This is a genomic window from Parvibaculum sp. (assembly GCF_030694575.1).
Taxonomy (GTDB): domain Bacteria; phylum Pseudomonadota; class Alphaproteobacteria; order Parvibaculales; family Parvibaculaceae; genus Parvibaculum.
In genome coordinates this window covers 38,349-56,420 of sequence record NZ_JAUYUS010000134.1, presented here as the reverse complement: position 1 = coordinate 56,420, position 18,072 = coordinate 38,349, and the positions used below count along the sequence as shown (strand labels likewise).

Genomic DNA, 18,072 nt, shown 5'->3' with positions numbered 1-18,072 from the left:
CTCCGGCATTTTGGATGCCGGAAGTCCTCCCCCTGCCGAATGCAGAAACGCGCGGAAAGATGCCAAATACGGCATGGGAAAGCAACCGGGCGTCTGATCCGCCATCGGCTAAAAGTGGCGATATCCCAATTGTTTGAGCCGGATTGGGCTTCCCGAACGGTCAAGAATCGTCACCCCTTCGGTCCTTTCCGTCAGCGTCCCGATTCTGGTGGCGGGAATGCCGGTTTCCGCTACGACAGCCCGGACCTCCGCCGCCCTTTCGGGCGGGACGGCGAAAAGGATCTCGTAATCGTCGCCGCCGCCGGCGATCCTCTCCACAAGGTCCGGCGCCCTCGTCAGGGCCGCGCGGGCCGCATCGGACAGCGGCACAAGATCCATTTCGATTCGCGCCCCCACTCCCGAAACCTCGCAAATATGCCCGAGATCCGCCGCCAGCCCGTCCGACACGTCAAGCGCGGCATGAGCGAGACCGCGAAGTCTGGGGCCGAACGCTATGCGCGGCTCTGGTTCCCTGTAGCGTTGCGTGAGATGGGCTTCCTGTGCCGCAGTGAGCCCCTCCAGCGTGCCTTGCAGGACCATAAGCCCCAGCGCCGCATCGCCGACCGTACCGGTCACGTAAACCTCGTCTCCCGGCTGCCCGCCGCCGCGCCGGATTATCTGTCCCCGGGGAACTTCGCCGATGGCCGTCAGCGACAGCGTCAGCGGTCCCGGCGTCGACGTGGTATCGCCGCCCCAGAGCGAGACGCCGAACAAGCGCTGATCGCTCTCGAGACCGGCAGCAAACCTCCGCATCCACGCAAGGGGCGTGTCTGCCGGCCAGGACGTGACCAGAAGATAGCCTCTCGGCACGGCCCCCTTCGCCGCCAGATCGGAGAGGTTCACGCGCAGAAGCTTGCGGGCTACGCTCTCCGGCGGGTCGTCCGGCAGAAAATGCACCCCGTCCACCATCGCATCGACAGTCAGCACCGTTTCATGATCCGGAGACGGAGAAAAAAGGGCGGCGTCGTCCTTCAGCGCATACGCACCGGGATATCCGGCCGCCAACGGAGCGAAAAGCTCCTCGATCAGGGCAAATTCGTTCGGCCGGCGGTCGCTGCCCTCAGGTCTGCCCGGCGCTGCCATGGCTCGCTCCCGCGCCGCCGCGGATCTCCCGTCCAAGCCGGTCGAGCACCGCGTTCACCACGCCGGGTTCATCTCCCTCGAAGAAGGCGTGGGCAATTTCGACATACTCGTTGATGACGACCTTGAGTGGCACGTCCTTGCACCGCCGGAGTTCGTAAGTCCCGCACCGCAGGATCGCCCGCAAGGTCGAGTCGATCCGGGCAAGCGACCAGCCTTTCGCAAGCGCGCCATTCACCTGATTGTCGAGCTCGCGTTGTTCCCGCACAACCCCGCGCACGATGTCCTCGAAGTGTGCCTTGTCGGCTTCGAAGATATCGACATCTTCGATTTGCTGGCCAAGGCGATACTCTATGAACTCCTCGACCACTTCATCGAGCGGCGTTGCGGCCATGTCCATCTGGTAGAGCGCCTGTACGGCGCAAAGCCGCGCAGCTGCACGTGCTCTGGGATCGAGCCCGTTCGTCGCCGCCGGTTGTGTCGGAACTGAAACCATTACCTCTATGAACCTCGATCGCCTCTAGCCGCCAAAGCTGCGCTTGAGTTCGATCATATCGAGACAGGCATTGGCGGCACCGCCACCTTTGTTCTTCTCGCTCACCTTGGCGCGGGCCCATGCCTGCGCCTCGTTCTCGACCGTCTGGATGCCGTTGCCCAGCGCCAGCGAACGGTCCACCGCCAGGTCCATCAGCGCCCGTGCGGACTCGTTCGACACGATGTCGTAATGCGTCGTCTCGCCGCGAATAACGCATCCTAACGCAACAAATCCATCGAACGCCTTCGTGAAACCGCCATGCGCCATCGCGTCGAGCGCAAATTTGATCGCCGCCGGAATCTCCAACACACCGGGAACCGACGCACGCTGCCACGTTGCCCCGCGCGCCTCCAGGGCAGCGACTGCACCGGTTGCCAGCTCGTCTGCAAGCGCATCATAGAAGCGGGCTTCGACAATGAGGATATGGGCTTGGGTCGTCACGAAGCGGTCTCCTTGGCGCGCGAAGTTTTCGCCTTGCCGGCATTGGTGATCGGGCGCTGCCCGGTAATCCTCAGTCCGTATCCGTCGAGCCCCACGATGCTCCGGTCCGTATCGGACAGCAGCACCATGTCATGAACGCCGAGATCGAGCAAAATCTGTGCACCGACGCCATATTCGCGGAGCCGCCGGGGCATACCCTGCTCGCCGCCCTCGCCTTTGCGGAGCAGCATATCGGAAACAACCGTCGCCGTCGTATCTCGGATCAGCACGACCACGCCGCGCCCTTCTTCGGCGATGATGCGCATGGACTCCTTCAGCACCTCCGAGCGCGGCCCTGTCGCCCCCAGAATGTCGTCGAAAACATTGATCGCATGAACACGCACCAGCACGGGCTCGGGGCCCGAAATGTCGCCCTTCACCAGCGCAATATGCTCCGCGTATTCCACTGTGTTCAGATAGACCATCAGTTTGAATTCACCGCCGAAATCGCTGTCGAGTTCGGTTTCGATCGCACGATGAATGAAATTGTCGTAGCGGCGGCGGTAGGCGATCAGGTCCGCAATGGTCGCGATCTTCAATCCGTGAAGCTGCGCGAACTGCACGAGGTCCGGCAACCTTGCCATCGTCCCGTCGTCATTCATGATCTCGCAGATGACGCCGGCCGGATAAAGCCCGGCGAGCCGAGCGATGTCGACCGCCGATTCCGTATGCCCCGCGCGAACGAGGACGCCGCCATCGCGTGCAACGAGCGGAAACACATGACCGGGAGAGACGATGTCTGTCGCTCCCTTGGTCGGATCTATGGCAACTGAAACGGTATGCGCCCGGTCGTGCGCAGAAATACCGGTCGAAATCCCTTCGCGCGCTTCAATGGAAACCGTGAACGCCGTCTGATGCCGGGACTGGTTGGTCGACGACATGAGCTGCAGATTGAGTTGCTTGGCCCGATCGCTCGTCAGCGTAAGGCAGATGAGCCCGCGACCGTATTTCGCCATGAAGTTCACGGCTTCCGGCGTGCACATCTGCGCCGGAATGACGAGATCGCCTTCGTTCTCGCGGTCTTCGGCGTCGACCAGAATGAACATCTTGCCGTTGCGCGCGTCCTCGATGACGTCCTCGATCGGGGAGAGATATTCCTTGTACACGGGTCTCAATCCTTCTGAACCAGCCGCGCCACATACCGGGCCAGCATATCGATTTCAAGATTAACGGGATCGCCGGCTTTCGCCATCCCCCAGGTCGTAACTGCCTGGGTATGCGGAATGATATTGATTCCGAACCGCGTGCCGCCGGCATTTCCGCCTGGTTTCGGGTCTTCGACTTCATTGACGGTAAGCGAGGTGCCGTTCAGCGTCACGGAGCCTTTCGGCGCAATGAAGCGGCCAAGGCCCTCCGGTGCTTCGAAGGCGAACCTCATGGAATCGCCGTCCGGGCGGATATCGACGATGTGCCCGACCCCATCCACATGGCCGCTCACGATATGGCCGCCCAGTTCATCGCCCGCCTTGAGCGCTCGCTCCAGATTGACCGCTGTCCCTTCGCTCCACGTACCCAGCGTCGTACAGGCCAGCGACTCCGCTGAAACATCGACGGCAAACCAGTTGCCCGCTTCGTCGTGCCCCTTGTCGACGACCGTCAGGCAACAGCCCGCGCAGGCGATGGACGCGCCGAGATCGATCCCCTCCGCGTCGTAAGCCGTACCGATGGTGAACCGCGCATCGCCCCGCCGCTCGACAGCGCGAATGCGCCCGACATCCGTAATGATCCCGGTAAACATGAGGTCCTAGCTCCGAAGCACGTAGCTGGCGAGCGAGTCCTCGCCCAGCGTTACCGTCTCGCGCAGGTCGAACATCGGCGCATTGTCGAGGTTCTTGACACCGAGCGCGGCGATAGCGGGATAGCCGTCGCCGCCGATAACCTTGGGCGCGCGAAACCATTCGATGCGGTCGACCAGACGCGCGAGAACGAGTGAGGCGGCGAGACGCGAACCGCCTTCGACAAGAAGTCGGGTAATGCCACGCTCGGCAATTGCCTCAAGCGCATTTCGCATGTCCATGACGCCGTTCTCGCCCGCCTCCACCTCGATCAGCGTCACGCCACAATCCTCGAATGCCTTGCGCCGCTGCGCCTCACTGCCGGGAAGCGTCAGCAGCCACACCGGCACCTTGCGCGCGTCGCGCACCAGCTTCGATGTCAGCGGCAGCCGCAGCCGCCCGTCGGCGACAATGCGAACGGGAGAGCGGTCGCCGAGGCCCGGTAGCCGGCACGTAAGTTCCGGATCGTCGACAATGGCGGTAGCGCTTCCCACCATGATTGCGTCGTGGGTCGCACGAAGCAGCTGCCCCCGCTCCCGCGCGCGGTCGCCTGTGATCCATTGGCTATGGCCGTCATGCGTGGCGATGCGGCCGTCGAGCGAACTTGCGATCTTGAGCGTCACGAGCGGACGCTTCTCCGACATCGCGAGGAAGAATCCTTCGTTGAGATAATGGGCGTCGGCAGCGCAGACATTCTCGGTGACGTCGATGCCTTTCGCCTGCAGCAGCGCAAAGCCCCGTCCCGCGACAGCCGGGTTCGGGTCGGCAAGAGCGCCGACGACGCGGCGAATCCCGGCTTCGATCAATGCTTCGGCGCAAGGTCCGGTCTTGCCGTGATGCGAGCAGGGCTCGAGACTCACATAGGCCGTGGCACCCTTGGCAAGCGCGCCGGCACGTCGTAGCGCCTCCGTCTCGGCATGCGGCCGACCGCCTGGCTGCGTCCAGCCGCGACCGACGACACGCGGACGATCGCCATCCTCGCGCACGATGACGCAGCCGACCGCTGGATTGGGAGCGACCTGCCCCAACCCGCGCTCGGCGAGCGCCAGTGCCATTTTCATGAACTGCGTGTCGTAGGGCCGAACCATCTTCATCCCTGTCGGCGGAACCCCGTCGGCCCGCTTCAGGGCGGCCCGAAAGGATCAGCGGTCCTCGTCTTCGTCGCGAAGCGAACTGCCGAGCGGTCCGCTGAGTTCGCCCAGAAACTCCTCGAAGTCCTTGGCTTCACGGAAATTCCTGTAGACGGACGCAAAGCGGACATAGGCGACGGCGTCGAGAGAACTCAACCCCTCCATGACCAGTTTCCCGATCATGGCGGACGGGATTTCGCTCTCCCCCATGCTCTCGAGCCGCCTCACGATGCCGCTCACCATACGCTCAATGCGTTCCTGCTCAACAGGGCGTTTCCGCATGGCGATTTGCACGGAACGCATGAGTTTATCGCGGTCGAACGGCACTCTCCGGCCATTTGTTTTGATGATCGTCAGCTCACGGAGCTGCACCCGTTCGAATGTCGTGAACCGGCCGCCGCACGCGGTGCAGAAGCGCCGCCGCCGGATCGCCGTATTGTCTTCGGTGGGACGCGAGTCCTTCACCTGCGTATCTTCGTTACCGCAATATGGACAACGCATGCGCTGTCAGCCCCCTCAGAATTGACCAAGCCCGCCTCGGGTCGTTTTACTTTGGTCCGCCATAGATCGGAAACCGCCGGCACAATTCGACGACGCGGCCGCGCACGCCCGCCTCGACATCCGCATTCTTCTCTTCGCCGTTCCGCGCGAGCCCGTCCAGAACCTCGGTGATGAGGCGTCCGACCTGCGCAAATTCCGCTGTACCGAAGCCGCGCGTCGTCCCGGCCGGCGTTCCAAGACGCACGCCTGAGGTAATCGTCGGCTTCTCGGGATCGAAGGGAATGCCGTTCTTGTTGCAGGTGATGTGTGCACGTTCGAGCGCCGCTTCCGCCACCTTGCCGGTGAGCTTCTTGGGCCTGAGGTCCACTAGCATCAGATGCGTATCGGTGCCGCCGGAAACGATAGCGAGTCCCGCCTCGGCAAGCGTCGAGGCAAGCGTCCGCGCGTTGTCGACGACCGACTGTGCATAAGCCTTGAACTCGGGCCGGAGCGCCTCACCGAAGGCAACGGCCTTGCCGGCGATGACATGCATCAGCGGCCCGCCCTGAATGCCGGGGAAGATAGCCGAATTGATCTTCTTTCCGATCTCCTCGTTATTCGAGAGGATCATGCCGCCCCGCGGGCCCCGCAGCGTCTTGTGGGTCGTCGTCGTCACGATGTCGGCGTAAGGGAGCGGGCTCGGATGCGCTCCGCCCGCGACCAGGCCGGCGAAATGCGCCATGTCCACCATGAACAGCGCGCCCACGTTGTCGGCAATCTCACGGAACCCTTTGAAATCGATAACGCGCGGATAGGCCGAGCCGCCCGCGATGATCATTTTCGGCTTGTGCTGTTTCGCGAGGCTCGCGACCTCGTCCATGTCGATCAGATGATCCTGTTGGCGAACGCCGTACTGCACGGCATTGAACCACTTGCCCGACTGGTTCGGCGCGGCGCCATGCGTGAGGTGGCCGCCTGCGGCGAGGCTCATGCCCATGATGGTGTCGCCGGGCTTCAGCAGCGCCATCATCACACCCTGGTTCGCCTGCGAACCGGAATTCGGCTGTACATTCGCGAACGTGCAACCGAACAGTTTCTTCGCGCGGGAAATCGCCAGATCTTCGGCAATGTCGACGAACTCGCAGCCGCCATAGTACCGCTTGCCGGGGTAACCCTCTGCATACTTGTTTGTCAGTATCGAGCCCTGCGCCTCCAGAACGGCGCGGGACACGATATTTTCGGACGCAATCAGCTCGATCTCGGTCTGCTGGCGCTCGAGTTCGCGCTCGATCGCATTCAGAATCTCGGGGTCGCTTTCCGCCAACCCATCGGTGAAAAAGCCGGCAAAACTGCCCTGCCGGGCGGCGGCATCGCTCAAAGCCATAAACTTACCTTCTCTATTTCGTACTCTCCGGGCGCCCATGGAACGCGAAGGTTCCGCGCCGAGCTGCCGAACTGGCCCGCGAAAACCTCGCCGGCAACGCCTGCCTGCGCTGCGGCGGCGCCTGCTGGTTCTCGGTTTCGATTACCGGCGTGATACCACATATCGTTTGCGGTCGCCAATTCACCCACCAACCGTCGGGTAGACGACGTGCACTTGTAATGACCAGTTCGTCGGCATGTATTCGGCTGCGGCAAAGGCTTCAGATCGGGCCGAATTGGATAAGTTTGTGTGAGCCTCATGTAAGCTTGACTAGAAACATGCAATTTACTTCCGAATCTAAGTTGAGTAATTATTAACGTGCATTACCCGAAATGATTCAGTTCAATTTCTCTAGGTTTCGACACGTCTGAACCTAGAAGATAATCTTGATATCCTTGATTATAGGAGTTATATCGCGCTAGAAGATGACGTTTTTGCAGCCCCGCCAAGCGAGGCGTCACCCCCAGCAGGGCAAGTTGTCGTAATGAATGAGATCAAATCTTCCGCATCCGATGACACGACAGAGATACTTCGCCTCGCCACCGAAATAGTTGCAGCATATGTCAGCAACAATCCGATTGCGGCCAATGACATCGCGGGGATGATCCGCACGGTTCATTCGACACTTAGCGGTCTCGGCCACGGCGTGAACACCAAGGAAATCGACCTGACGCCAGCCGTTCCGGTCAAAAAATCCGTCACCGCCGACTACATCGTCTGCCTCGAGGACGGAAAAAAACTCAAAATGCTGAAGCGCTATCTGCGCTCGCAATACGGCCTTACGCCGGAAGAATACCGGGCCCGCTGGAACCTGCCCCACGACTATCCGATGGTCGCGCCGAACTACGCCGCCCAGCGTTCCAAACTCGCGAAACAGATCGGTCTCGGCCGCGTCAGCACAGCCCCGACGCGTGGACGCAAGAAGAAATAAGTAAAAGCCCCTGCCGCGCTAGACGACGATACCGCCCCCCGATGGCGGCTCCGGATCGCCCTTGCCGTCGTCTTTTTTGATGTCGCCCCGCTTTTCCAGCATGTAGCGCAACTTGCGCATCGCCACGCGCTCCAGCTCCGTTTGCGGAGCAATCGATGGCCCCACCACCGAAACCTCGAGGCCAGTCGCGACATCAACGGCCGTCACTTTGACGCTGGCGCCGATCGGCGTGTATTCGAAAATGACTTCTCGGCGTTCCCCGCCGCCATCCCCCCGCGACCCCGGGGGGCTCCCCGTCCCGCGATCAGGCGGCACGTCTGATCTTGCGGCGCGTCCAGACCTGGTCCAGCGCCGTCACGAGATCGCGCATCATCTCGTCCGTATGCACGGGGCAAGGCGTGAAGCGCAGCCGCTCCGTACCGCGCGGCACGGTGGGATAGTTGATCGGCTGAACATAGATGCAGTGATCCTTGAGGAGATCGTCGCTCACCTGCTTGCAGATCACCGGGTCGCCCACCATCACCGGCACGATATGGCTCTCGCACACCATCACCGGCAGCCCGGCATCGGCGAGCATCCGGCGCAATGTCGCCGCCCGCTCCTGATGCCGCTCGCGCTCGGCATTGCTCGATTTCAGATGCCGCACCGCGGCCAGCACGCCCGCCACCAGCACGGGTGCGAGCGAAGTCGAGAAGATGAAGCCGGGCGCGTAGGAGCGCACCACATCGACAAGATCGGCCGACGCGGCAATGTACCCGCCCATCACGCCGAAGCCCTTTGCAAGCGTACCTTCGATGATGTCCACCTTGTCGAGAACACCGTCGCGCTCCGCTATGCCGCCGCCGCGCGGTCCGTAGAGCCCGACTGCATGCACTTCGTCCAGATAGGTCAGCGCGCCGTATTTACGCGCGAGGTCGCAGATTGCCTCGATGGGCGCGATGTCGCCATCCATCGAATAGACGGACTCGAACGCCACGATCTTCGGTTGCGCCGGATCGAGTTCGCTCAGCAGTTCTTCCAGATGCGCGAGATCGTTGTGGCGCCATAGCCGCTTCGGGCCGCGGCCCCGCTTGATGCCTTCGATCATCGAGGCGTGATTCATTTCGTCCGAAATAATCACGCAGTCGCCCAGGATACGCGCCAGCGTCGATAGCGTCGCGTCGTTCGCCGCATAACCGGACGTGAAGAGAAGCGCCGCTTCCTTCTGGTGAAGGTCGGCAAGCTCATGTTCGAGTTCGACGTGATAATGGGTCGTGCCCGAGATATTGCGCGTACCGCCGGAGCCCGCCCCCACCTCGTCGATCGCCCGGTGCATCGCTTCGATCACGGCGGGATGCTGCCCCATGCCGAGATAGTCGTTGGAGCACCACACAACGATGTCGCGCTTGCCTTCGGGCGTGTGGAAAGTCGCGCGCGGAAATGAACCGCGATGACGCACGATGTCGGTAAAGACACGGTAGCGTCCTTCGTCCTTTACGGCGCGCAACGCTTCGGCCAGCTTCTGCTTGTAGTCGATGGCTTCGTAGCCCATGACCGCTTCCCGTCCCTCGCCCCCGCCGTGACGGCGGAGCAAATCGCTTTCACATGTTTAGCACAACTTATCCCCTGACCGCAGCCCGGCCAGACGCGAATTGTCGCAGAAAAGACATAGGCTTGGCCCGTCCGGCTATGACGGCCACAACCCTTTTTCGATGAGAACCGTTTTCAGGAGGGCAGGCACGTCCGTCATGAGCCCGTCCACGCCCAGATCGACCAATCGCCGCATTTCCGCCTCGTCGTCGATGGTCCAGACATGCACCTGAAGGCCCAGTTCGTGGGCCCGGTCCACCAGCCGCCGGTCCACCAGCGTGATGCCGTATTGCTCGATCGGAATTTGAGCGGCACCCTCGACGAAGCCGCCGAGGACAAACCCGCCCGATCCCAGCCAGCTCCCGAATCGCAACCTCACGGTTGAAAGCGGCCCCATGCCAGTGCAGAGCCTCGGCCCCACCGCCTCCCGGATACCCGCCGTCCGCCGGCCCGAAAAGGCGGTGACGCAGACCCGGTCGACCACATCCATGTCTTTCAACAGCCGGATCAGCGGCTCCGCTGCATTGTCGCGCTTGGGATCGATGTTGACCTTGATGTCGGGCCAGGCGCTCAGCAGTTCGGCCAGCAGCGGTATCGGCTCCTTGCCGTCCACCCGCGCCTTCCGCACCTCGTCATAGTCCATATCCGCGATGCAGCCGGTGCCGTCCGTCACCCGGTCGAGCCGGTCGTCGTGGAATGCAAGCAGCACCCCGTCGCGCGTCGCATGAACATCCGTCTCGATATAGCGATAGCCGAGATCGACCGCCCCCTGAAAGGCGGGCATCGTGTTTTCCGGCCAGGCCCCTGCGCCGCCGCGATGCGCGAAGGCCAGAAGGCCGTCATGTTCGAGATAAGGGAATTTCGCCGGCCTCATTCGCCCCCTGCCCGTCCCGCCTGGTCTTCTTAGTTTTCCAGTGCGCTCGTATTCACGCTGCCGTCGCGATCATACACATCGTCGCGGAAGTTAACGACACCCTCCGGCGTTACCCAGGCGGTCAGATACACAAGATAGATAGGCACCGGCATCGTCAGCGACACGTTCCTGTACTGACGCGAGTCGACCGATCTCGCCACTCGCGTTTCATCCCACTCCGCGCTGTCGCCCTGCATCAGCCAGGTCACAAGCCCACGTACATTCTGGACACGGACGCAACCGGAACTGAAGTTCCGCTCCTGTCTTCCGAACAGCGTCTTTGTCGGCGTGTCGTGCAGAAAGATCGCTTGGCCGTTCGGAAAGTTGATCTTCAGCGAGCCTAGCGAGTTGCCCGGCCCGGGGTCCTGCCGGAAATAATAGGCTTCGTTGATGCGCGGGTTGGACCAGTCGATCTGCTGCGGATTGAGTTCGCGGATATTCGCGTCCCAGCCCTGCAGCACACGGATGCCCTGCCGCCGCAGATAATCGGGATTCGCCCTGATCTTCGGCAGCATGTCGGCCATGGCGATGGACTTCGGCACATACCAATAGGGATTGAACGTAACCGACGTCACATGGCTGGTGATTTCCGGCGTCTGCCTGTCCTGTTTGCCCACGATGACTGGCTCGCGGAATTCGACCTCGCCATTATTGACGGCCTCCACCTCCTGCCCGGCGATATTCACGAACACATAGCGCCCCTCGAGCTTCGGCACTGTGGCCGAAAGCCGGCGCAAATTGAGTTCGAGCTGGCGGATGCGTGTCTGCACCCGCACATTCATCGCCGCGATCGTCCGCCGTCCGACAATGCCGTCGGGCTCCAGCCCGTTGCGCATCTGGTACCGGCGCACCGCTTCGTAAACATTGGCGTCGTAGAGCTCGGCATCCTGGGCCGGAACCGTCAGGTCGTTCGTCGCCGCCAGGCGCGCGCGCACTTGCGCCACCCGCGGGTCGCGCACGCCGAGTTCCAGCCGTTCGCCGGAAGCGACATAGCCCCATCCCCCCCTATTGGCTATCTCGCGGTACTTCTCGATGGCGTGGGTAATCGGCAGCAGCGCCCGCTCGCTGAGGACGGGTACCGTAGAGCGCGGCATGGGCGGCAGCGCGTCCGTGGCGGCCCCTTCCCCCTGCGCCTGCCATGGGTCGACCCAGTGCGTCTGGTCCTGTCCATAATTGGCCGTCGCCTCGGCGTGGGCGGTCTCGCTCGACAAAGCCCCGCCCGCAAGCAGGCCGCATACAAAGAGGGCCTGCAGGGAAAACCGGAATCTGATTGGCTTCGTAAACACGTTTATTACACCGCCCCACATCGCAAAACTGGCACCTCCGCCGGTATTGACGCACCCGCCCGCTTTACCATTTCGGGACAATCGATGCGCAAACCTATCGCCCTACTCCCAAATTGCCATGAATTCTGTCGCATAGAGGCCCAACTTTCCGGCTGCATGCCCATGAATAGGTCAGAGTCCGGCTATGAGTGGTGAAATTGCAACTCTCGTGCTCAACGCCGGTTTCATCCTGGCTGCCATGGTCCTGGTCTGGCTTCTCAGCCTGCTCCTGCGGGATGCCGGCATCGTCGATATCTTCTGGGGCCTCGGCTTCGTCCTCATTGCCGCCGTCACCTCGATCGCTGATTCGGGCTATTCCACGCGCGCCGCGCTGATAGCGGGCCTAACCGCGCTCTGGGGCTTCCGCCTCGCAGGACACCTCTATCTCCGCTGGCGCCGGGAAGCCGCGGAGGACAGGCGCTATGCCGCCATGCGCGCGAAGCGCGGCCCCGCCTTCTGGTGGCAAAGCCTCTACATCGTCTTCGGCCTTCAGGCGGCAATCATGTTCATCGTCTCGCTGCCGGTTCAGTTCGGCATCATGTCCGAGACCCCTGCCCGCCTCACGGTCGCGGACGCGGTGGGCACAACTCTCGTGCTTGTCGGCCTCGCCTTCGAGGCGGTAGGCGACGCACAGCTCGCCGCTTTCAAGGCAGATCCAGCCAATCGCGGCAAGGTCATGGACAAGGGGCTGTGGGCTTGGACGCGCCATCCGAATTACTTCGGGGACGCCGTCGTCTGGTGGGGCCTCTTCGTCATCGCCGCCTCCTCGCCCGCCCTCTGGTGGACGGCCATAGGCCCGGCCGTGATGACCTGGTTCCTGGTCAACGTCTCCGGCAAGGCGCTGCTGGAACGCGGCCTGCGCAAATCCCGTCCCGGCTACGATGACTATGTTCGGCGGACAAGCGGCTTTATTCCCTTGCCCCCACGCCGCAAAGGTTAGTCGCCCCGGCAAGCGGAGACCCTAGAGACGGTAACGGATCTGGTCGGTCCAGAAGCGCTCGAGCTTGAACAGCGTCGCATTCGCCTGACGCAGTTCCTCCGACGAGATATCGCCCACCTCGACAAGCATCGTGCAGTGCTTGTTGTAGACCTCATCGATCGACGCGCAGATCGCACGGCCCTTCTCCGTCAGTTTCACGCGGACCGAGCGGCGGTCCGAGCGCGAACGCTGATGGTGGATGTAGCCGGCCTCGACGAGCTTCTTCAGATTGTAGGACACGTTCGAGCCCAGATAATGGCCTCTCGTCCTGAGCTCGCCGGCGGTCATTTCGGAATCGCCGATGTTGAAAAGCAGCAGCGCCTGCACGCTGTTGATCTCCGAGCACCGCGTACGGTCGAGTTCATCCTTGATGACATCGAGCAGTCGCCTGTGGAGACGTTCAACATAGGTGAGAGTTTCAAGATAGGCTTCCTTCCGGCTCGGATCCTTCTGATCCTCGACGAAGGGCTCGGCTTTGACGTTGGTCATACCCATGGGTTTGGCCTCTGGACTCGCACAAAATCGCAACGGGACTTCTGTTCCGTTCGGCTTCACCATATGCGCGGCCGTCCTAACGAGGCCTTAAACGACCCTCCCCGGCGTCAATCCGGAGAAAACTTGCTTAAAACTATATTTCACCGCGGATGAGCTTGATGACGCCCGAGAAATCAAGGTTCTCTTCACCTGCCGCTTCCATCAGCGCATAGAGCTGCGCCGCCTGCGCGCCGAGCGGCGTCGGCGTTCGCGCCGTTTTGGACGCATCCTGCGCCAGACGGAGGTCTTTCAGCATCATGGCCGCAGTGAAGCCGGGCTTGTAGTCGCGATTGGCGGGCGATGTCGGCACCGGTCCCGGCACCGGACAATAGGATGTCATCGACCAGCACTGGCCGGACGCCGTTGACGAAATGTCGAACAGCGTCTGCGCATCGAGCCCGAGCTTCTCGCCCAGCACGAAGGCTTCCGAAACGCCAATCATCGAAATGCCGAGGATCATGTTGTTGCAGACTTTGGCAACCTGACCGTTGCCCGCCGCCCCGGCGTGGAAAATGTTCTTGCCCATGATGTCGAGCAGCGGCTTCGCCTTACCGAAGGCCTCCGCCGTCCCGCCGACCATGAAGGTGAGGGTCCCCGCTTCCGCCCCGCCGACGCCGCCCGACACCGGCGCATCGACCATCATCATCCCCGCCTTTTCCACCGCCGCGATCGTCTCGCGCGCGGAGGGAATGTCGATGGTCGAACTGTCGATGAAAACCGTACCCTTGTCGGCTACCGAAATAAGGCCCCCCTCGCCGAGATAGACCGAGCGCACATGTTCGCCCGCCGGCAGCATCGTGACGACGAACTCCACGTCCCGCGCCGCGTCGCTCGCGCTCGCCGCCCTGGTCGCACCCGCCTCGACCAGCGCCGCAACGGCCGCCGGCGCCAGATCGAATACTTTCAGCGCGTGCCCCGCCTTGGCGAGGTTCTTCGCCATCGGCCCGCCCATATTGCCGAGCCCGATAAATCCGATCTTCGCCATGTCGTCCTCCCTCTGCCGCGTCAGTTGAACGTCAGCTCGTCCGCACCTAGTGGCACGAAATATCCATCCACGTCGCGCGCGCTCATGCCGGCAAGCGCCGCCGGCTTCCACTTCGGGCTCTGGTCCTTGTCGATCACGACCGCCCGCACGCCTTCGTAAAAATCATGTCCCTTGATGAAGCCGTTGATGAGCCGGAACTCGAGCTTCATGCATTCATCGAAGTCGAGCGTGGCGCCTTCTCGGATTTGCCGGAAGGCGACAAGCGTGCTCGTCGGCGATTTGGTCTCGATCGTATCCGCCGTCTTCGCAGCCCACTCGCCGCCATCCGCGCGAAGCGAAGCCAGAATGTCCGCAACCGACGTCTTGTCGAAATGCCGGTCGATCTCGGCACGTAATTCGGCGAGGGGCGCCGCGCCTTCTTCCTCGGCGACCTCGCTCAATGCCTCACGCACCGGCGCGCCGCCCGCCAGCCGGTCCTTCAGCGTGTCGAGTCGCGCCGACGGCACATAGGCATCTGCAATCCCGGCGTAAACGGCATCCGCCGCCTTGATCCGCGCGCCGGTAAGGCCGAGATAGAGTCCGGTCTCGCCGGGACAGCGCGGCAGAAAATAGGTGCCGCCCACATCCGGAAAGAGACCGATCCCCGTTTCCGGCATCGCGAATGTAAGCCTCTCGGTCGCCACCCGGTGCGAACCATGCACCGAAAGCCCGACGCCGCCGCCCATGTTGATCCCGTCCATCAGCGCCACGTAAGGCTTCGGATAATGCTTGATGAAACGGTTGAGCCGGTATTCCTCGCGCCAGAAATCGAGTGCGGTCGGATCCCCCGCCTGCCCCCAATCGTAAAGCGCGCGAATGTCGCCGCCCGCGCAGAATGCTTTCTCGCCCGCCGCCTCGATGACGACGCACTGCACATGGCCGTCATCCGCCCATTCGGCGAGTTTCGGATGAATCGCGCGCACCATGCCGAGCGTCAGCGCGTTGAGCGCCTTCGGCCGGTTGAGCGTGATGATGCCCGCCGCGCCGCGCCGCTCAAACAGGACTTCCGGTTCTTCGCTCATGTCAGCTCTTCAGTAGTTCCCGCGCGATGATGACGCGCATGATCTCGTTCGTCCCCTCGAGAATCTGATGCACCCGCGCATCGCGCAAATGCCGCTCCAGCGGAAAATCCTTGAGATACCCGTAGCCGCCGTGAATCTGCAGCGCCTCGTTGATGACGTTGAAGCCCACATCCGTCGCGAACCGCTTCGCCATCGCGGCGTGCATCGTCGCGTCCGGCGCCTTCGCATCGACCTTTGTCGCCGCCTGCATAATCATCAGCCGCGCCGCTTCGAGCTCCGTCGCCATATCGGCGAGCTTGAACTGCAACGCCTGAAACTGGGCGAGCTTCTTCCCGAATTGCTCGCGTTCACCGAGATAGTCTTTCGCCCGCTTCAGCGCCGCCCGCGCCGTCCCGAGCGAACACGCGCCGATATTGAGCCGCCCGCCATCGAGCCCCATCATCGCGATCTTGAAGCCTTCGCCCTCTTCGCCGATCCGGTTGGCGACCGGCACGCGCGCATCCTCGAAAATCACCAGCGCCGTCGGCTGGCTGTTCCAGCCCATCTTGCGTTCCGGCGCACCGAAGGAAACGCCCGGCGTTCCCTTCTCGACGACAATGCAGGAAACGCCCTTGGCTCCTGCCTCGCCCGTCCGCACCATGCACACATAGATGTCGGACGTGCCCGCGCCGGAGATGAAAGCCTTGGAGCCGTTCAGCACATAATGGTCGCCGTCGCGCACCGCCCTGGTTTTCAAGGCCGCCGCGTCCGATCCGCTGGAGGGCTCCGTCAGGCAGTAACTCGCAATCAGGTCCATCGGCGTGAGGCGCGGCAACCACTTCTGCCGCTGCTCTTCGCTGCCGAAGCGATCGATCATCCATGACGCCATATTGTGGATGGACATGAACGCCGCCGTCGACGTACAGCCCTCCGAAAGCGCCTCGAAGATCAGCGCCGCATCGAGCCGCGTCAGCGCCGAGCCGCCAACATCCTCACGCACGTAAATCCCGGCAAAGCCGAGCGCCGCCGCCTTGCGCATCGTCTCCACCGGAAAAAAAGCGTCGCGGTCCCAGTCGGCCGCGTGCGGCGCCAGTTCGTCCGCGGCAAAATTCCGCGCCACGTCCTGGAATGCCTGCTGCTCTTCGGTGAGCTCGAAGCGCATGTTTTTGTCCTCCCGGATAGCCGCCGGACCTTCGGAACCGGCTTCTGAGCGGTGATACTGGCCCCCCTCGACCCTGTCAACGAAGCGCCCGCCTTACGCTGCGGAACACATGCTCCCCGGCCGTCCCGCCGCATTGCACCGGCTCTGCCTTGGCGCTATGAGTTGCGAATGACAGAAAAGAACCACCCCGCCCCCGCCTTCCCCGCCATCCGCATGCGCCGCAACCGCAAGGTCGACTGGTCGCGGCGCCTCGTCGCGGAAAACACCCTTTCGGTGAACGACCTTCTCTGGCCGCTTTTCCTGACCGAGGGCAAGGGCGTGCGCGAACCCGTGTCCACCATGCCGGGCGTCCACCGCCGGAGCGTCGACGAAGCCGTCAGCGCCGCCGAGGAAGCCGCCGCGCTCGGCATTCCCGTCATTGCGCTCTTCCCCTTCACGCCCGCCGGCAAGCGCGATGCGGTCGGCTCGCTCGCCACCGACCCGGACAATCTCGTCTGCCGCGCCACCCGCGCCATAAAGGCGGCGGTGCCGAATATCGGCGTCCTCTGCGACGTCGCGCTCGATCCCTACACGAGCCACGGCCATGACGGGCTCATGTCCGGCGACGTCATCCTGAACGACGAAACGCTCGAAGCGCTGGTCGCCCAGGCCCTCGTCCAGGTGGAAGCAGGCTGCGACATCATCGCGCCTTCGGACATGATGGACGGCCGCGTCGCCGCGATCCGCACCGCCCTCGAAGCGGCGGGCCACACGAACACGCAGATCATGGCCTACGCCGCGAAATACGCCTCCGCCTTCTACGGTCCCTTCCGCGACGCCATCGGCTCGACAGGCGCCCTCAAGGGCGACAAGCGCACCTACCAGATGGACCCGGCAAATGGCGACGAGGCGCTCCGCGAAGTCGCTCTCGACATTGCCGAAGGTGCCGACATGGTCATGGTGAAGCCGGGCCTGCCCTATCTCGACATCGTGTCCCGCGTGAAGGCCGAGTTCGGCATGCCGACTTTCGCCTATCAGGTATCCGGCGAATATTCGATGATCGCCGGCGCCATCGAGCGCGGCTGGTTCGACCGCGACCGCGTGATCCTCGAAAGCCTCATGGCCTTCAAGCGTGCCGGCGCCGACGGCGTCCTCACCTATTTCGCGCTCGACGCGGCGAAGCTCCTCAAGGCGTAAGCCCCGCCTGCGCGAGCGATGCCTCGCCGTGAAGCGCGGCAAGCCCGCCCGCCCGTTCCGTCAGCTCCGCCACCTCGGCCGCCAGCCGCTTGCGCCGCGTCGCCGATTTCCGGTCGCCGAGCCGTCCATACATCAGCTCGTAACGGCCGGGAAAATCCCGGGCGAAGGCGAGGTAGGCCTCCTTCACCGCCTTCGTGCTGCCGACGGCTTCGAGATCGCCGATCAACATCTCGTAGCCCTCGAGCGCGACCGCCCCCAGCAGTTCGTCGAGATTGGCGAAGTGCCGGTAGGGTGCCGCCTCCGAAACGCCCGCGCGCCGCGCCGCTTCCCGCATCGTCAGCGCATGGCGCCCGCGAATGTCGATCAGCGTCATCGCGGCATCCATCAGCCCGCGGCGAAGGTCGCCGTGGTGATAGGCCGTTTTCTGTCCTCTGAGACGCGTTCGCAATTTTCGTTCCCGCTTTGTCTCGATAATTTACATGTTATCGATGTTAACATCACTGTCAAGCTTAATTG

At 62.9% G+C, this 18,072-nt stretch carries 20 protein-coding genes; 3 read left to right on the top strand and 17 right to left on the bottom strand.

From position 1 onward, the window contains the following. Window positions 1-108: 108 nt before the first annotated feature. From thiL to glyA, 8 genes are read right to left on the bottom strand one after another with little or no spacing between them, the layout of a single operon-like run. Window positions 109-1,122 (bottom strand): thiamine-phosphate kinase, encoded by a 1,014-nt coding sequence (gene thiL / locus Q8S60_RS18680; RefSeq protein ID WP_305278054.1) that lies wholly within the window; start codon window positions 1,120-1,122, stop codon window positions 109-111. After that, window positions 1,100-1,615, bottom strand: a complete 516-nt coding sequence (nusB, locus tag Q8S60_RS18675) for a transcription antitermination factor NusB (protein WP_305278056.1) — start codon at window positions 1,613-1,615, stop codon at window positions 1,100-1,102. Before nusB ends, thiL begins: the two co-directional genes overlap by 23 nt. Window positions 1,616-1,639: 24 nt before the next feature. Beyond that, entirely contained in the window at window positions 1,640-2,095 is a 456-nt protein-coding gene (gene ribH, locus Q8S60_RS18670; protein ID WP_305278057.1) for a 6,7-dimethyl-8-ribityllumazine synthase, read from the bottom strand. Further along, window positions 2,092-3,240 (bottom strand): 3,4-dihydroxy-2-butanone-4-phosphate synthase, encoded by a 1,149-nt coding sequence (gene ribB / locus Q8S60_RS18665; protein ID WP_305278059.1) that lies wholly within the window; start codon window positions 3,238-3,240, stop codon window positions 2,092-2,094. The genes ribH and ribB overlap by 4 nt, the downstream gene beginning before the upstream one ends. Before the next feature lie 5 nt (window positions 3,241-3,245). Continuing rightward, on the bottom strand, window positions 3,246-3,872 hold the full coding sequence (locus Q8S60_RS18660) for a riboflavin synthase (RefSeq protein WP_305278061.1): 627 nt from the start codon (window positions 3,870-3,872) through the stop codon (window positions 3,246-3,248). Between the two features lie 6 nt (window positions 3,873-3,878). Continuing rightward, entirely contained in the window at window positions 3,879-4,997 is a 1,119-nt protein-coding gene (ribD, locus tag Q8S60_RS18655; RefSeq protein ID WP_305278063.1) for a bifunctional diaminohydroxyphosphoribosylaminopyrimidine deaminase/5-amino-6-(5-phosphoribosylamino)uracil reductase RibD, read from the bottom strand. A 54-nt stretch (window positions 4,998-5,051) separates the two neighbouring features. Continuing rightward, a complete protein-coding gene (nrdR, locus tag Q8S60_RS18650; protein ID WP_012111832.1) occupies window positions 5,052-5,540 on the bottom strand; it encodes a transcriptional regulator NrdR in 489 nt (162 codons plus the stop codon). A 46-nt stretch (window positions 5,541-5,586) separates the two neighbouring features. Then, on the bottom strand, window positions 5,587-6,903 hold the full coding sequence (gene glyA, locus Q8S60_RS18645; protein WP_305278068.1) for a serine hydroxymethyltransferase: 1,317 nt from the start codon (window positions 6,901-6,903) through the stop codon (window positions 5,587-5,589). Window positions 6,904-7,426: 523 nt separating this feature from the next. Between glyA and Q8S60_RS18640 the strand changes: the two genes are divergently transcribed. Then, the gene (locus Q8S60_RS18640) at window positions 7,427-7,873 is read left to right on the top strand and encodes a MucR family transcriptional regulator (protein WP_305278069.1); all 447 of its coding nucleotides are present in this window, start codon (window positions 7,427-7,429) and stop codon (window positions 7,871-7,873) included. A gap of 18 nt (window positions 7,874-7,891) precedes the next feature. Here Q8S60_RS18640 and Q8S60_RS18990 read toward each other — a convergent pair whose 3' ends face one another. The 4 genes from Q8S60_RS18990 to Q8S60_RS18620 all read right to left on the bottom strand — a co-directional run bounded on the left by Q8S60_RS18990 (window position 7,892) and on the right by Q8S60_RS18620 (window position 11,566). Next, on the bottom strand, window positions 7,892-8,188 hold the full coding sequence (locus tag Q8S60_RS18990) for a serine hydroxymethyltransferase (RefSeq protein ID WP_370867297.1): 297 nt from the start codon (window positions 8,186-8,188) through the stop codon (window positions 7,892-7,894). Next, window positions 8,178-9,389: a 5-aminolevulinate synthase gene (gene hemA / locus Q8S60_RS18630; protein ID WP_371134400.1), complete on the bottom strand. Its 1,212-nt coding sequence runs from the start codon at window positions 9,387-9,389 to the stop codon at window positions 8,178-8,180. The genes Q8S60_RS18990 and hemA overlap by 11 nt, the downstream gene beginning before the upstream one ends. Before the next feature lie 150 nt (window positions 9,390-9,539). Then, complete coding sequence (locus Q8S60_RS18625) at window positions 9,540-10,316, bottom strand: glycerophosphodiester phosphodiesterase (RefSeq protein WP_305278073.1); 777 nt, start codon at window positions 10,314-10,316, stop codon at window positions 9,540-9,542. A 29-nt stretch (window positions 10,317-10,345) separates the two neighbouring features. Further along, the gene (locus tag Q8S60_RS18620; protein WP_305278075.1) at window positions 10,346-11,566 is read right to left on the bottom strand and encodes a murein L,D-transpeptidase; all 1,221 of its coding nucleotides are present in this window, start codon (window positions 11,564-11,566) and stop codon (window positions 10,346-10,348) included. A 259-nt stretch (window positions 11,567-11,825) separates the two neighbouring features. Between Q8S60_RS18620 and Q8S60_RS18615 the strand changes: the two genes are divergently transcribed. After that, window positions 11,826-12,620: a DUF1295 domain-containing protein gene (locus tag Q8S60_RS18615; RefSeq protein ID WP_305278076.1), complete on the top strand. Its 795-nt coding sequence runs from the start codon at window positions 11,826-11,828 to the stop codon at window positions 12,618-12,620. Between the two features lie 21 nt (window positions 12,621-12,641). On the opposite strand, the gene ldtR is transcribed toward Q8S60_RS18615, so the two are convergent. From ldtR to Q8S60_RS18595, 4 genes are all read right to left on the bottom strand, one after another. Beyond that, on the bottom strand, window positions 12,642-13,148 hold the full coding sequence (gene ldtR, locus Q8S60_RS18610; RefSeq protein ID WP_370867309.1) for a transcriptional regulator LdtR: 507 nt from the start codon (window positions 13,146-13,148) through the stop codon (window positions 12,642-12,644). Between the two features lie 139 nt (window positions 13,149-13,287). Further along, window positions 13,288-14,178 carry a 3-hydroxyisobutyrate dehydrogenase gene (gene mmsB, locus Q8S60_RS18605; RefSeq protein ID WP_305278078.1) on the bottom strand — a complete coding sequence of 297 codons (891 nt, stop codon included), beginning with the start codon at window positions 14,176-14,178 and terminating at the stop codon, window positions 13,288-13,290. 20 nt (window positions 14,179-14,198) lie between these two features. Then, window positions 14,199-15,239, bottom strand: a complete 1,041-nt coding sequence (locus Q8S60_RS18600) for an enoyl-CoA hydratase/isomerase family protein (RefSeq protein ID WP_305278079.1) — start codon at window positions 15,237-15,239, stop codon at window positions 14,199-14,201. A 1-nt stretch (window position 15,240) separates the two neighbouring features. Beyond that, the gene (locus Q8S60_RS18595; RefSeq protein WP_305278081.1) at window positions 15,241-16,380 is read right to left on the bottom strand and encodes an isobutyryl-CoA dehydrogenase; all 1,140 of its coding nucleotides are present in this window, start codon (window positions 16,378-16,380) and stop codon (window positions 15,241-15,243) included. 168 nt (window positions 16,381-16,548) lie between these two features. Between Q8S60_RS18595 and hemB the strand changes: the two genes are divergently transcribed. Beyond that, entirely contained in the window at window positions 16,549-17,556 is a 1,008-nt protein-coding gene (gene hemB / locus Q8S60_RS18590) for a porphobilinogen synthase (RefSeq protein WP_305278082.1), read from the top strand. Here hemB and Q8S60_RS18585 read toward each other — a convergent pair. Further along, entirely contained in the window at window positions 17,546-18,004 is a 459-nt protein-coding gene (locus Q8S60_RS18585; protein WP_305278084.1) for a TetR/AcrR family transcriptional regulator, read from the bottom strand. The two genes, hemB and Q8S60_RS18585, sit on opposite strands and share 11 nt — an antisense overlap. Between the last annotated feature and the right edge of the window lie 68 nt (window positions 18,005-18,072).